This window comes from Paenibacillus sp. Aloe-11, assembly GCF_000245715.1.
GTDB classification, from domain to species: Bacteria; Bacillota; Bacilli; order Paenibacillales; family Paenibacillaceae; genus Paenibacillus; species Paenibacillus kribbensis.
In genome coordinates this window covers 18,211-32,879 of record NZ_JH601067.1, presented here as the reverse complement: position 1 = coordinate 32,879, position 14,669 = coordinate 18,211, and the positions used below count along the sequence as shown (strand labels likewise).

Sequence of the window (14,669 nt, the reverse complement as noted above, 5' to 3'; positions counted from 1 at the left end):
GTTGCGATGTCATTTCAACGCTTTAGTAAACCATGCATCTTCAGCTACATAGTCGAAAAGATGCGGATGCGTTTGAGCCAATAGTGGAAAGGCTTCCTTCCAGTCGCGTCCAGCTAATTGTTCTACTAACCACTCTACCATCTCCTGCAAGCTTTTATCGTAATTTTCCACCGGGCGATAACCTAATTCCTTTTCAGCAGCAACCATATCGCAGATCACCGGATGCTCAATCATCCAAGAGGTCTTGCCCACGTATGGCTCCGTCGATGGCCCATCAATTAAGAAAGTCTCTGGTGCTTTAACATCCATGATGGCGTCGATGGCCATTCCAATCTCAGCTACGGTTGGCACCTCGGGATCACAGGCATTGAGCACTCTGGAACCCGGTTGCTTTGCCGCCAGCCGGATCAGTTCTGCAAGAGTACGAACGCTCACACGATGGAACAGACCCTCACCACCAAAATCAAGTACTCGCTTCCGTCGCCCGTCCAGGTTACGTTTGACGAAGTATAACTCGTAAGGGAAAGAGCTATATGGTCCATATACCGCACCTGCACGCAACACTGTGATTGGTAGACGGTCGCCTGCCGCAAGGAGTTCCTGCTCCAATGCTGTCTTACCCGTAGAGTAAGTCGTCTCTCCAGGCTGCACTGTGCGCTGGCTCTCATGAATCGGAACTGGCAAATGGGGAAAGCCACCTGGTTCCCTTGCCGTATCGAAGTTCCTTCCTTTATCATCTTCATATACTACTGTCGTTGAGAGTACCACTGCTGATCCAATACGATCTGCCATAGCGGTCAATTGTCGCGCATGCGCAGCCCCGTAAGCAACTACATCCACTACCACGTCACAGCCGTCGCCAATCGCGGCAGCAAACTCTGCATCATTATTCCGATCAGCACGCACAATCTTTACCTCATCGGGCCAGTTTTCATCTTTCCCTCCACTGCGTGAAACCGCTGTGACATCCCAACCATCTCGCACTAGTATGTCTACCGCTGCTCTCCCAATTTGTCCAGTTGCACCAATTACTACAGCACGTTTCTTCTCCATATCAATTCCTCCATTAATGATGAATTTAATAATCCGGTGTCACTTCTATAACATATATGTCATCTTTATTTTAATAATCAAAAGAGTTCATATTGCTGATAATTATGTTCGTTATCTCTCTTGCTATTTTGTATTATAAAAAAGCACAATTAGTTTCAATAAAAAGTTGCATGTAGTTCTGCAACTTAGTATTAGCCATTCTATTTTAATGCTCTCAAAAGAACCGTACTCGATCTACTAATTCAGCAATTGTATAATTTCGTAAATACTCAATGGTATTTAATTCAGCTTGCTGAAGAATCTGTTCAAGTTCAACATCTAACTGTTCTCCATCTAAACGTTTTTCAGGCTGATCACATTCTACACTTAGCTGTTCTCCAACTTTCTCATTACCTTTAACATCGTTAGGATCATTATTAATTGCTTCGTATATATCACCTAATGTAATTTCTGTCGAAGGTTTTTTCAAAAAATATCCACCTTCTCGTCCACCTTTTGACTCTACAATACCCGCACTATTCAACGATTGCATCACTCTTCGAATAAAGGTAGCATGTGAATCGACTTGACTCGCTATTAACCCGCTGCTTACCATACTACCACTTTTAGCCAGCCAAACCACGGCATGAATTGCTGTCTTTAGACGAGGAGGACCGATGTAAACACCACGGGAAGCTATACTCAATATGATTTCCCCTTTCGTTTTAATTGCAATATGAATAAACACATTATGCACTACAAAATATTTAAATGCAAGTTGAGTCAAAATTTCATGTATCTTCTTTCATGTTATCGTGGAGACGTAAAAAAGTAGCTCTGAAATGACTAAGATAGAGAATCAGATCACATAAATTTTATTTGGGTAGACATTTCATAAATATTGATTTGACAACAGAATGAACGAAATGTTTGTTTATCTTGATTCTATTGAACATGCTTATGCTAAAACAGGGAATGCAGCTGTAAACATGAAGCAAACAATTCTGCCGAGAACAGGAATTATCGCATCAATTGGTATTGGCCCAAATAAATTTATCAGTAAAGTGATCCAGGATACCAAAGCGAAATACACAGGTATCACCGAGTACCGATATGAAGATGTTCTAACATTGCTTTGGCTCCTTCGCGTAGAAGAAGTATAGGACATTGGAGGGGTCCCGCCAACATTTTAACGAAAATATACGCTAAGCCTTCGGCCGTACCCGACTTAGCGTTTTTTCTTACTCTAAGCCGGGTACGGCCCCAGATCACTGGTCATTCAACTTCCTGTTGTTTAAGCGGTCGTAAGGAATTGAGAGACGTATTCTGCTTGAAATTGAATTTGTATTCGCCTAAGAAATTAATGTGCTCCCATCCAAGGGGAGAAATGTGGTTTAGTAGTTCCTCCTGAAGCTTTCCTTGCTTTTTGCGGTGTTCTGTTGCTTGCTGGAGATAGACGGTATTCCAAACGCTAATTGCATTAATTATGATATTCAATGCGCTTGCCCGTTGGAGCTGGTCTTGTAACGCACGTTCTCGCAGCTCGCCATGTTTGCCAAAGAAAATTGCTCTGGCCAACGTGTTCATGGCTTCCCCTTTGTTTAACCCCCGATGGATTTTTCGCCGTAGCGCCTCGCTCGAAAGGTAATCCAGAATGAAGATCGTTTTCTCAATACGCCCCATTTCTCGCAGCGCGGTAGCCAAGCTATTTTGTCTTGCATAGGAACCGATCTTCCCCATAATGAGTGATGCTGAAACGGTGCCTTCCCGGATGGAGTGAGCCAGCCGGAGAACATCATCGTAGTTTTCTTGAATGATCTTTGTGTTAATCTGTCCGCGAAGCAGCTTCTCTAATTTAGGAAAATCAGAAGATTTCCCGATAGTGTAGAGCTTGGAATCAGCCAGATCGCGTAAGCGCGGCGCAAAGCGAAATCCGAGCAGATGTGTTAAACCAAAGACTTGATCGGTGTAACCTGCTGTATCCGTATAATGCTCCTCGATGGCTAAGTCCGTTTCATGGTGGAGCAAACCGTCGATGACGTGTACGGCATCCCGAGCGTTCGTATTGATGACTTTCGTGTAGAACGTAGAAAATTGGTCACTCATGAACCGATAAATCGTAGCTCCTTTTCCGGTTCCGTAATGGGGATTCGCGTCTGCGTGAAGTGCCGAAACTCCAATCCGGACGCGCATACCATCAGATGATGAGGTCGTGCCGTTTCCCCAATATGAGGGCAGAGCAAGCTTGTGATGGAAATTTACAAGAACAGCCTGTGCTTTATTCATCGCGTCTTCGTACAGCCGCCATTGCGCTGTATTAGCCATTTGCCGATATGAAATGTTCGGCGTGGCTTCAGCCATTTTTGTAAGTCCAATGTTCGTTCCCATTGCCATAAGGGTAGCCATGAGGATTGTCGTTTCTTCCTCGTTCGGAGCGCGATTACTGGACGCGTGAATAAATTGCTCATGAAAATTAGTCCAGTTGGCTACTTCCATGAGCAGATCCGTTAGCTTAATTCGTGGCAGCAGTTCATATAGGGAAAGGCTGAAATTCCGGGATTCATCGGGAACATCTTTCTCCAATCGCTCGATATGCAATTTCCCGTTCTCCAAATTAACGCCGTCCAGTTCATCGATATGGTCCGAAACCCAGTTTAATCTTTGAAGCAGTGATTCAGTACGCTCTTCAAGATATTCCTTTGCGGACAAGCTAACGGCAAGCTTTGTAGCGTTAGGATCAATAATATTCCAATCAGCTTTCGGTACAAGGTACTCCTCGAAGTCCTTATGCTGACGGCTTCCGACAATGGATACGTCCCCAGAACGAACATAATTCCGCAGCTCTGTCAGGACAGCCATTTCGTAGTAATGCCGGTTGATGGTTCCGTCGTCGTCGTAAACATGTTTTTGCCAGCGGTTTGAAACGAAGTTCAGCGGTGCGCCTTCCGGAACTTTTCGTTTTCCGGTTTCGTTCATTTCCCGGATGATATCAACCGCTTTCATTAGCGGCTCTGCCGACTTAGTAGACTGAAACTCCAACGATTTTAGCAGTGTTGGCGTGTATTTCCGGAGCGCATAGAATTTCTTTTCCAGCAAGTCCAAATAGTCGTAATCTACGGGCCGCGATAGCCGTTTAGCTTCTTCCACGGATGCGACGATCTGATCCCACGGCATAACGGCATCAAGCGCAACAAACGGATCAGTTCCTTCACTTCGGGCCTTAATAAGAGCAGCACCAAGATCGGCGAAGTGAACAACCTTTTCGTTGATCGATTTACCGTTTTGCTTTTGAAGTTCCTCTTGGGCTTTTCTCCCTTTAGAGAGCAGTATCATAATCTGCCGGTCGTGGATCTCGAAAGCAAAGTCTGTCAAATCCTGAATCAATTCCAATAGGTACGCGACTAATATCGAGTACTTTTTCGGATCATTAAAGCGGCGGAAGGAGTGAGGTTCGTAACGCGAACCAATTTTTGAAAGCTGCCGTAGCCGGTTTGGATGGATGCCTTTCGTATCGACTTGCAGCTGCAAATCCCGTATGTATTCAAGCTTTTCAATAACCTTCAAAAAGGAATCCGGAGAGCTGGTACCTGGAATTTCCCTTAACCACGCCAAGTAAGTTTTGCTGCTTTCCGGCATGGTGGTTAAGACGCAATCCAGCTTGGCAATTTGTAATTCTGTCAGTGAACTGCTGAGCAGCTTGAATATTTTTTCTTCTGTCCGTTTGCGAGTTTCCCAAACTGCTCTTTCAATCGTAGCCATTGAGGGCAGAATGATTTTACGTTTACGTAAATCTTCAAGTGCGAGCTGAATCAGGTGTAAGGGATTGCCGTTTGCCATTGCATGGCTAAAAAGATGCTTGCACAAAGAACGATACTCGCTCAATGTAAATGTCTGGTAACCATACTCCTTCCGGATTTCCTCTAAATGCTCATATTTCGTAGCTTCCCGTTCGCCGTAAGATGCAAAGGAATACACATCAGTATTGATTTGCACTGCAATATAACGAAGAATATGAACCGGCACTTCCTTTATATCAGAAAGCGTACAGCCGAGATAACGAAGTACGCACAACTGCACGGCGAAGCCAAGTCGATTATAATCTCTTCGCCGCTGCTGGATGATTTCAAGGTCATGCTTGGTAAATGTGAAATAGGTGCCCAATTCCCATTCGCCGAGATCAGACGGTATTTGCAAATATTGCAACCGTTCCTCCGGAGTCAGCAGTTCCCTTACTCTTGCGTACATCGTTCTAATCCCCCTATTGCCATGCTATTTTTTCGACTTCCGCTTGCAGATCCACACGGGTTGCTTTGACATAAATCATCGTTGTGTCCAGACTATCGTGTCCCATAATTTGCGCCAAACGGTGCAACGGCGTGTTTTCTGCCATAACATAGCCGAAGCGGTGCCGTAGATCGTGGGCGCTTAATCCTTCTAGCCGGGCGGCTTTCACATATTTTTGAATCAAATGACGTAAAGCACGTTCGGTTAATCGATAACCGGTCTTCTCCGATGGAAACAAATAAGGGCTGTTCGGAGTAAGTTCTGCCAGATATTTTTCTAAAGCAGCTCTGCACGTAGCGTTCAAAGGAACTTCTCGCTGTTTATTCCTTTTTCCGGATCGGACTGTTAAATGGCCACTGCGTTTACCGATTTGAATATCTCTGGGAGCCAGGTCACACACTTCCATTGTCCGCAAGCCGGTGTGAAACATCATGATTAGAATCGTCTGGTCCCGAAGAGAACCGCTGTGCTCAGCCGCAGCGATCAATGCAGCTTCTTCTTTATCTGTCATCTGTCTTGGGCTTACCTTTTCTCCCGGAACCAATTTGACCGGCTTCGAAGGGTCTCGACGAATCCTGGATTCCGATACGGCCCACTCGAAAAAACGTTTCAGAGTTATAAGCCGTCGGTTAATGGTCGCTGGTTTCAATTCCAAATGGGTCTGGCTCTAATGGATGTCGCAGATGTGATTCGTCCTTATCCGGAAGTAATTGATTATTTACAACATGTAAAAGAAGATAACTTTCTGGATGAACTGGTTAAGTTTGTTGGTGGACAGGAATCTCAAGACGCTATCTATGCTTATCTGGGCAAATACGGAATGCGATGTGCCGGTGAAATCGATATTACCAGAACCCGTTGGAGCGAAAAACCAATTACACTTGTCCCCATGATTCTGGGTAATATCAAAAATTTTGAGCCTAATGCCGGAAAGCGGAAGTTTGAGCAAGGGCGACAGGAAGCTTTGAAAAAAGAACAAGAGTTATTAGAACGATTGAAGCAATTACCGGATGGCGAACAAAAAGCCAAAGAGACAAAACGAATGATCGACCTAGTCCGGAATCTCATTGGATATCGGGAATATCCAAAATATAGTTATATTAATCGCTACTTCGTTTATAAGCAGGCTTTACTGAAAACAGCCGAACAACTCGTACACGCAAGCGTTATTCATGAAAAAGAAGATATATACTATCTCACTTTTGAAGAGCTTCACGAAGTCGTACGCACAAATAAACTGGATTATCAGATCATCAGTACACGAAAGGACGATTACAAACTTTTCGAAAAGCTAACTCCCCCACGTGTAATCACGTCTGATGGTGAAATCATTGTGGGCGAGTACAAACGAGAAAATCTGCCAGACAAAGCGCTTGTAGGTCTACCTGTTTCTACCGGAGTTATAGAGGACGAGCACGTATCATCTTAAACATGGAAGATGCTGATCTGGAAGATGGAGATATATTAGTCACCGCCTTTACTGACCCTGGCTGGACATCATTATTTGTATCCATTAAAGGCCTGGTTACCGAAGTTGGCGGACTGATGACCCATGGAGCCGTTATCGCTCGTGAATATGGCTTGCCGGCAGTTGTCGGAGTGGAAAATGCTACCGGGCTGATCAAAGACGGGCAACGCATTCGCGTGAATGGAACAGAAGGGTACATTGAAATATTGTAATGGTTGAAAAAGGATGAGCAAGATTCACATTCGGCAAACGGTGGATCTAAACTCATCCTTTTTGCTTATTTCCCGGCGTCACCCGTGATATTGACTAATACGTCGTTAACGTGGGCCGTGTCGTGATGCTCGTGGTAGACGGCGATTTTATCGCCCCGGAGCTCAAAGAGAAAATGATAATGGTTCTGATAGCGAAGTCCACTCTTCAACTTCATCGTTGAGTAGGCCTCCACTGCCACACGGTCCCCTTGGATGATCCAACCGGTAGGGACGATCTGAAGTGGCCCGTCAGTAATGTCGTTCAGCGGGGCCAGCATCGATCGGAATTCATCCTTGGAGACGAACCCGGGGTGTGGAAGTCCGCTCATCCACCACTCGACATCATCGGTGAGCATGTCGAGTAGTGCATTCAACGGCTCCGTGTTCTGAGGGTCCCCCCAACGACCTTGCCCATAAAGGCTGAGGAAGTGTTCAATAATCTTCTTCTTGCCTGTGTTGTCCATTTTTGAATTCACACTCCTTTGTAGAGTTCGGGTTCCTGGCAGGATCACATCGTCCGATAAACTTAGGTTGAATTGTTGTCTGCAGACAGGTACATTATAAATCAGAGTTTTATGTGCAGTAAAATTGATATATTAGAATTAAACGTTCATTAATAATGAACTATAGTCATGTCATAAATTTTACATACAAAGGTGTGAAAACGTGGAGCTTCGTCATCTCATAACCCTGAAAACTATTGTTGAAAAAGGCGGATTTAAAAAAGCTGCTGAGCATCTAGGTTACGCCCAGTCCTCCGTCACTGCACATATCAAGGAGTTGGAAGCTGAGATCGGAAAACCTGTTTTTGATCGTTTGGGTAAAAAAGTCGTGCTAACCCACTACGGAGAACAGTTTCTTCCTTACGCTTTAAAAATCATTGAATTATACGATCAAGCTTTAACGACAGACAACGAACCTACAGGTGATCTTACACTGGGTGTATCGGAATCACTTATGATTCATCGCGTCCCATCTCTTCTTGTCGAGTATAAAAAAGTATATCGGAATGTGAATTTATCCCTCAAAACACTTGATTTCCAAGATATTATGGCCTGTCTTCAAACAGGAGAAATCGATATTGCATTAGTATTGGAAAGTGATGGATGGAAATTGCCCGAACTCCACTGTGAACAGCTGATGAGAGAAAAAATGGTGATCATCAGCCCGACTCTTGAAAATAATCTTGAACTGGGGGCTGTACTTTATACCGAACGTAGTTGCGGTTATAAGGCTGTTTTTAATGAATATATCCATTACAAGAAATTAAAAGTTAAAGAAAGTCTGGAATTTCAGAGCATCGAAGCGATTAAACAATGTGTTAGGAGCGGTTTAGGAATATCCATGGTTCCTTATTTTTCGGTACAAGAGGAATTGGAAAGCCATAAATTAATCGGGGAAGAGGTCGAATCTGATCTTACCGCAGTTTCAACGTACCTTGCTTACCACAAAGATAAATGGCTTTCACCATCAATGAAAAGTATGATTTCATTAATAAAAAAGCATGCTAAGGAGTGGATGTGAAGTTTAAGTTCGCCAGGCAAAAGTCTAAACTAGCTGGAACCATTCGGGGCTCGTTTTTTGTAATAAAAGGAGAATATTAAAGTAAGCTGTAGGGGAGAATGGTGTCATTTTTTTGTGACGCAATTCTCCCTTGCTGGTTTTATGAAAAACGTATTTTTGTTAATATAAAAAAACAAATTGTTAAGTCATGTATTTATCACTTGTTTAGTTTCGATCATTATCTAAAATCTTTTGATATATAAAGTTATTATGGGTATATAGGACTAAAACTTGGGGGGGTATTAAAATTATACTAAACAAACTTATGATCTGAACGCTAAGCCGGTCACATCCGACGGCTTAGCGTATATTTTCGTTAAAATGTTGGCGGGACTCCTATAAGGGGTACCGCCAACCAAATGACATAAAACCCACGCTAAGAGATTTTGTAGGCGAAAAAAGCCGGTTTTTCCTACGCTAAGAAATTACCGGCTTCTGTGTCTTGGATACGGAGTGGTCGTAACGCATTGGGGACAGTCAAATTTTTAGTTTGGAAGGTTAAAAAAATTGACACAAGCGGACATTACGAATATTGCAATTACAGAAGATATCGATCCGTTACGGGAAGAAATCCGGGGGTGCTAAAATATATTTTATAATGTCCAAAACACTCATATAACTTTAGTAAAAATTACGTCTGCTTTAATTTCAAGGTTCCGGGAAGCGGATAGCAATCGACTGGAATGAATGAAATAACTGCAAACCAAATGTGTAGGCGCTGTACCCATAAACAATTCAATAATTGTCATTTAAAATGGTTTCAATTATGATGTATGCTGAGGTATAAGTTTTTTAGCTCATTTTATATAGGAGGATAACAATGATTTATAGAAATGCTACTGTTGATGATATATCTGCTATAGTGAAATTACAAAAAAAATATCACATTACAACCATTAGTGAAAAAGACAAACCCGATGGCTTCGTTACAACCTTATTTACAGAAGAACAGTTTAAGGAATTAATTGAAAAGGAAAATGGAATTACAATTGCATGTCATGGCAAGAAGATTGTTGCTTATGCAATGGCTGCCTCGTGGAAGTATTGGGCTAAGTGGCCTCTTTTTCAATATATGATTGACGATTTGAAAGATACAGAATATAAGGGAATTACGCTTTCTACAGAAAACACTTATCAGTATGGGCCAATTTGCATTGATATGGATTACAGGGGTACGGAAGTACTCCGAAAGGTTTTTGATTTTTCCAGAATGCAAATGAGTAAAAAATATCCGATATTGATAACTTTTATAAACCACATCAATCGTAGATCATACGCTGCCCATACCAAAAAGCTTGGTCTTGACGTGATTAAAAGCTTTGATTTCAACAATAATACTTACTATGAATTGGGTTGTTACACATCAGAATGATTGGATAAACATATTGTTTGCTTGCCCTGCCCGTTAAACCATTGGCGGTGCGCTGTATTGTAAGCCGCAACAAGATACCTTATTTTTTAGGCTCAATTGGTAACTATGCTTATCTTACTCAGAATGAACGTCTTTTTCGCGTTCTCCATCTAGCCGTAGAACATTCTGAAGAGATTCTGATGATATCCGGCATCAGTAAGAATCGAAACTCAAATTCAGATGCTACCCTCTGTATGTAGTTGTAATTTTTGAACATCCATAAGCCTATTTTATCATCTCAATACCAAGACTCATGGAAATCGCCCTTCAACTAGCCTACCAGGCCAATTTAAGGGCGATTAATATTGGTTATATTACCGATTGAGATCGAAACGACTAGCGTTGAATCAGCTTAACTTACCGGTCAAAAATTGTGCCTCCCCTAGTCCAAAACTCCAATCATCATCGTTATTTTCAACAATAGATACCATTAAATCGGTTGGTGCGATGCTGCATTCAGCTTCTAACCTTTCTGCCAGTAAGGAATAGAGCTTTTGTTTCTTCTCTTTTGGCCGGGCTTTGCTTATTATGGAGAGAATAACTAGACTATCGGTACGGTTAAATCCTAGCCCAGTATCCTCAATAATCATATGGTCCGCCGAGTGTTCGTGAACGATTTGATAACGATCTCGCTCAGGAACGTCAAAAGCTTCCACAACAACTTGGTGGGCAACATCCAAAAGTTTTTTCAGGCTTGCTTTATCTCGTCCTTTAATAAGATCAAAACGAAGTAATGGCATTTTAACTTCCTCCTTTTAATAAAAATTATTTTTCCCTATTTATTATCAACCATTCTAATAAAAGAAAATTTCCGGACAAGAACACTGGCTTGATCAATGGTTTGTTTTACAATTGAAGCGGCAGGTTGGTCGCCTGCTAACCGAAGACCCTGGCCCGCCCAAAGTGACATATACTCGGGGTTGTTCGCTATTGCAGCCGCCTGACGAATGTCCCGGGTCATCGCGTTTTGAATGGGGTAAGCCGGGATTGTCCCTGGGTACTGATGCATGTCAACCATAAATTTTGTTTGAATACCTCTTGCAGCCTTTCCGGAGTATGCACGTGTAATTTCAGTGGAGTCCTCATTTGTCGAGAGGATTTTCTGTTTGTACGTTTCGTGGGCGCCGCTCTCGGGGCAGGCTAGAAACGCAGTGCCCATCTGTACTGCAGCGGCTCCTAATGCAAGACTTGCTGCAAGTCCCCGCCCATCCATGATTCCCCCCGCTGCGATGACCGGGATCGACACATGGTCAACGATCTGCGGAACAATAGCCATGGTGCCTATCAAAGCATGGGAAGGGTCTTTCATGAAGGTCCCCCTATGCCCGCCTGCTTCGCTCCCCTGAGCCACAATTGCATCTGCACCAGCTGCTTCCAATTGCTTGGCTTCATCAACAGTTGTTGCAGTTCCAATGATGAATATTCCAAGCTGTTTCATGGTTTGGATCACGTCTTGAGATGGTATGCCAAAAGTGAAACTAAATACGGGGACACGCTCCTCCAACAGTACCTGTACCTGCTCCTCAAATGATTCTGAAAACTTCATAATCGCTGGATTTTGAGCAGTGCCAAGTTTGATGCGGTATTTATTCAGATAATCTGCCATCCGGTAAATTGCTTCTTCCGAATCTTCTGATTGCTCAGGCACAAACAAGTTTACTCCAAAAGGCTGGTCCGTTCGTTGCTTGATCTTTTGGATCTCGCTACGGAGTTGCTCCGGTGTTAAGTATCCGCCCCCCAAGTTGCCTAGCCCACCGGCATTTGAAACTGCCGCTACTAATTCGGGCGTCGAAACGCCACCAGCCATCGGCGCTTGAAAAATCGGGTATCGAATTTTAAGAGCACGCGTCAAATCAGTCTCAAACACCTTTAAAAACCTCCTTTTATTGTAAAATCTCAGACTTTTCACATTCGTTAATAGTGTCCAATCTTTTGAACAGGTTATTAAAATCTTTTAATTTAGCCTTATCCTCGACTTTGACTCCTGAACAAAAGGAAGAAATATTTCAGTTATATTAACATCCGATGCAAATAGTGTTCTAAATATATTTCTATAGTAAGAAAAGTGAGTACATCCTAAAACAATGGTTTAAATCATATATAGATAATTGTTCTTGAAGATAAGGCAGCACTATTTGCTCGTTAAACTCAAAACTTTCTGCAAACTGAACTAATTTCGGAAGAGGTAATAAATCAACAACATGTTCGTTATCTAATTTAGTAATAAGATTTTGAAGTATAGCATTTTAAAACATACTTTTTAACGTCATCTTTCGTTTTGTCCCCATATATGGAACATTTAATGTATCTGCGTAATACATATAATCTTCATTAGGTAAAACTTTTAATGTATCATGCTATACAGTAATGCCTCCAATACCAGAATCAAAAAAACCTATTTGCATTTTTTTATTCCTCCAATAAAGGAATCAATTCACCAATTCCATTTGTCCAATGCAAATTGCCCAGGATCTAACTAAGCTCTTGATCAGGATGAATACGAGCATGGTCCAAATTTCCTATCGCTCTTTTTTTACTTAAATTAACTGCACCGGATAGCAATATAATAGCAGCAGCAACAAGCACCAAAGTGGCCAGAAGTAATGATAGGTTGTAACTATGCGCCATTTCCAACACGATTCCGGCTCCGATTGGACCGAGTATTTGACCTATACCATAAAATCCTGTCATCAAAGCAATTGCTCTATTACCACTGGATGGTCTAGACATACGAGCTGCGGCGAGAGCAAGCATGGAAATGCCCATAAACGTGCCTCCAAAAAGGACAGATCCTAACGTCACGCCGAATATATTGGGAAGCCATACAGGCAGTATGATCCCAACAGCTTGCAGGATAAGCGCAATAATCAATGGTTTGATGTAACCGACTTTACTCGCCCACCAGGACCAGATCACTGTTGATGGTACCGCCGCTATCCCAACGATAATCCAGCTAAAGTCAGCAAAAATTGACATATGAGGCATTTGCTTAACCATCGCCACAAGAAACGTCGCGCTTACTATATAACCTAACCCCTCAAGTCCATAAGCAACAAGTAGCCAGCCGAAGATAGATGGATTTTCCGCTGATGAACTCAGGGATTCAGCATTTTGAGTTATAGGTTTCGGCTCTTTATCGCGGATAAATGACCACACAGGTATGATGAGGATGGTACTGATGATCAAAAGCCCGATCCAAGTTCCCCTCCAAGTGAAAATGCTAAGAACAGGCGTAAGTAACCCAGCTAAAACAATGCCTATACCAACCCCGCCGTAAAATATACCTACCCATTTTTCACGTTTATCTGAAAACAGCGCATCCAACACTAAACTTGATGATAGAACGAAAATAAGGCCGCTGCTAACTCCAGCGAGAAAGCGCAAAATCATCCACCATAAAAATGATGAAGTGATTCCCATAAGTCCTGTTAAAATAATGCAGAGTACCAATTGCATCCGGAGATGATAGGCTCTTCGGGACCCCCATGTTATGAAACCTGCACCAAAGGCAGCGATAAGGTAACCCAAGTTATTACTCCCTGCCAAATATCCAGATTCCGTAGCGGATAGATGAGCTTGTGATTGCATCAATGGAAGTATGGAAGTATATGAAAAACGTCCGATCCCCATTGAAATGATGAGCATAACTAATCCACCGATCATGGTCTTTGTGGAATTAAACAATTTCGCATTTTTAGCTCCTGAATTCTCCATGAGACTGACTTGTCACCCTTCTAAATTCAAATTATCCCTATTCCACCCTTTTATTGTTTTTCAAAAAATCCAACATTTGCTTTCCGATTTCATATGCATGTGTTTCCAATGCAAAGTGCCCAGTATCTAATAAATGAATCTCGGCTTTAGGTAAATCCTTTTTAAAAGCTTCAGCACCAGCTGGAATAAATGAAACATCATTTTTACCCCACGTTGCTAATAAGGGCGGCTGATATTCGCGAAGATACTGCTGAAACTCCGGATACATTTTTACATTATTTTGGTAATCAAAAATTAAATCCAATTGTTTCTCATCATTTCCCAGCCGGGACATATAAGCAATATCAAGAGTATAGCCATCTGGGGAAACTTGGCTTTCCTTTGTTCCATCAACATATTGGCCCTTGATCGTGTTAGGCGCAAATGCTGCCCTATAACTTTCTCTTTTTTCTTGTGTGGGATAACGCCAATAATCTTCTCGTGCCGCCCATTTTTCCCCTAGTCCTTCACGATAAATGTTTCCATTTTGGCTTATTATTGCTGTTACACGTTCTGGATGGTGCATAGCTATACGAAAGCCAATAGGGGCTCCGTAGTCAAAGACATATAACGCATATTTAGCAAGCCCTAGTTTATCGATGAAGGTTTCGATAATTTCAGTAATATGGTCAAATGTATACTGGAAATCTTCTCTGTCAGGTGATGAGGTATTCCCGAACCCCGGATAATCAGGAGCAATTAAATAGTAGTCTTTTTCTAAAATAGGTATTAGCTCTCTAAACATATGACTTGCGGACGGAAAGCCATGAAGCAATAAAATGACTGGATTATTCGGATTACCAGCCTCACGATAAAATACGTTTAATCCTTCTACTTCTAATGAATGATAAGTCGTCATATTGTAACCTCCTGTTTTCTTCATAAGACCCGCCTCTTTCTAAACTAA

Annotated in this window: 11 protein-coding genes and 2 pseudogenes; 4 read left to right on the top strand and 9 right to left on the bottom strand. The window is 42.3% G+C overall.

Annotated elements, in window-relative coordinates; translation table 11 throughout:
• Positions 1-9 precede the first annotated feature (9 nt).
• Positions 10-1,053, bottom strand: a complete 1,044-nt coding sequence (locus WG8_RS21345; RefSeq protein WP_007432335.1) for an NAD-dependent epimerase/dehydratase family protein — start codon at positions 1,051-1,053, stop codon at positions 10-12.
• Between the two features lie 214 nt (positions 1,054-1,267).
• Positions 1,268-1,738 (bottom strand): RrF2 family transcriptional regulator, encoded by a 471-nt coding sequence (locus WG8_RS21340; RefSeq protein WP_007432334.1) that lies wholly within the window; start codon positions 1,736-1,738, stop codon positions 1,268-1,270.
• 220 nt (positions 1,739-1,958) lie between these two features.
• On the opposite strand from WG8_RS21340, the gene WG8_RS21335 reads away from it, so the two are divergent.
• Positions 1,959-2,195, top strand: a complete 237-nt coding sequence (locus WG8_RS21335; protein ID WP_007432333.1) for a Y-family DNA polymerase — start codon at positions 1,959-1,961, stop codon at positions 2,193-2,195.
• A gap of 112 nt (positions 2,196-2,307) precedes the next feature.
• Here the strand turns inward: WG8_RS21335 and WG8_RS21330 are convergent, their stop codons facing one another.
• Complete coding sequence (locus tag WG8_RS21330) at positions 2,308-5,277, bottom strand: Tn3 family transposase (RefSeq protein ID WP_007432332.1); 2,970 nt, start codon at positions 5,275-5,277, stop codon at positions 2,308-2,310.
• Positions 5,278-5,290: 13 nt separating this feature from the next.
• Positions 5,291-5,983 (bottom strand): annotated as a pseudogene (locus WG8_RS21325) (tyrosine-type recombinase/integrase); the annotation flags it as partial.
• Here WG8_RS21325 and WG8_RS21320 point away from each other — a divergent pair.
• Positions 5,969-6,996 (top strand): annotated as a pseudogene (locus WG8_RS21320) (PEP-utilizing enzyme); the annotation flags it as partial. The pseudogenes WG8_RS21325 and WG8_RS21320 sit on opposite strands and share 15 nt — an antisense overlap.
• A 65-nt stretch (positions 6,997-7,061) precedes the next feature.
• Here the strand turns inward: WG8_RS21320 and WG8_RS21315 are convergent.
• Positions 7,062-7,499, bottom strand: a complete 438-nt coding sequence (locus tag WG8_RS21315; protein WP_007432328.1) for a nuclear transport factor 2 family protein — start codon at positions 7,497-7,499, stop codon at positions 7,062-7,064.
• Positions 7,500-7,701: 202 nt separating this feature from the next.
• On the opposite strand from WG8_RS21315, the gene WG8_RS21310 reads away from it, so the two are divergent.
• Together WG8_RS21310 and WG8_RS21305 are read left to right on the top strand one after the other, a co-directional pair.
• Positions 7,702-8,559, top strand: coding sequence for a LysR family transcriptional regulator (locus WG8_RS21310; protein ID WP_007432327.1), 858 nt, complete (start codon positions 7,702-7,704; stop codon positions 8,557-8,559).
• Positions 8,560-9,418: 859 nt separating this feature from the next.
• Complete coding sequence (locus tag WG8_RS21305; protein ID WP_007432326.1) at positions 9,419-9,970, top strand: hypothetical protein; 552 nt, start codon at positions 9,419-9,421, stop codon at positions 9,968-9,970.
• Between the two features lie 386 nt (positions 9,971-10,356).
• On the opposite strand, the gene WG8_RS21300 is transcribed toward WG8_RS21305, so the two are convergent.
• The 4 genes from WG8_RS21300 to WG8_RS21285 form a co-directional block, all read right to left on the bottom strand.
• The gene (locus tag WG8_RS21300; protein ID WP_007432325.1) at positions 10,357-10,749 is read right to left on the bottom strand and encodes a tautomerase family protein; all 393 of its coding nucleotides are present in this window, start codon (positions 10,747-10,749) and stop codon (positions 10,357-10,359) included.
• A 35-nt stretch (positions 10,750-10,784) separates the two neighbouring features.
• Complete coding sequence (locus tag WG8_RS21295) at positions 10,785-11,876, bottom strand: NAD(P)H-dependent flavin oxidoreductase (protein WP_007432324.1); 1,092 nt, start codon at positions 11,874-11,876, stop codon at positions 10,785-10,787.
• Positions 11,877-12,481: 605 nt separating this feature from the next.
• The gene (locus tag WG8_RS21290) at positions 12,482-13,723 is read right to left on the bottom strand and encodes a YbfB/YjiJ family MFS transporter (protein ID WP_007432323.1); all 1,242 of its coding nucleotides are present in this window, start codon (positions 13,721-13,723) and stop codon (positions 12,482-12,484) included.
• Between the two features lie 37 nt (positions 13,724-13,760).
• Positions 13,761-14,621, bottom strand: a complete 861-nt coding sequence (locus tag WG8_RS21285) for an alpha/beta fold hydrolase (RefSeq protein WP_007432322.1) — start codon at positions 14,619-14,621, stop codon at positions 13,761-13,763.
• Positions 14,622-14,669: the final 48 nt, after the last annotated feature.

Bases quoted from the DNA above. Each gene is read 5' to 3' on its own strand.
- WG8_RS21305 (WP_007432326.1), top strand. From the start codon at position 9,419: ATGATTTATAGAAATGCTACTGTTGATGATATATCTGCTATAGTGAAA.
- WG8_RS21290 (WP_007432323.1), bottom strand. From the start codon at position 13,723: ATGGAGAATTCAGGAGCTAAAAATGCGAAATTGTTTAATTCCACAAAG.
- WG8_RS21285 (WP_007432322.1), bottom strand. From the start codon at position 14,621: ATGACGACTTATCATTCATTAGAAGTAGAAGGATTAAACGTATTTTAT.
- WG8_RS21335 (WP_007432333.1), top strand. From the start codon at position 1,959: ATGTTTGTTTATCTTGATTCTATTGAACATGCTTATGCTAAAACAGGG.
- WG8_RS21315 (WP_007432328.1), bottom strand. From the start codon at position 7,499: ATGGACAACACAGGCAAGAAGAAGATTATTGAACACTTCCTCAGCCTT.
- WG8_RS21300 (WP_007432325.1), bottom strand. From the start codon at position 10,749: ATGCCATTACTTCGTTTTGATCTTATTAAAGGACGAGATAAAGCAAGC.
- WG8_RS21345 (WP_007432335.1), bottom strand. From the start codon at position 1,053: ATGGAGAAGAAACGTGCTGTAGTAATTGGTGCAACTGGACAAATTGGG.
- WG8_RS21330 (WP_007432332.1), bottom strand. From the start codon at position 5,277: ATGTACGCAAGAGTAAGGGAACTGCTGACTCCGGAGGAACGGTTGCAA.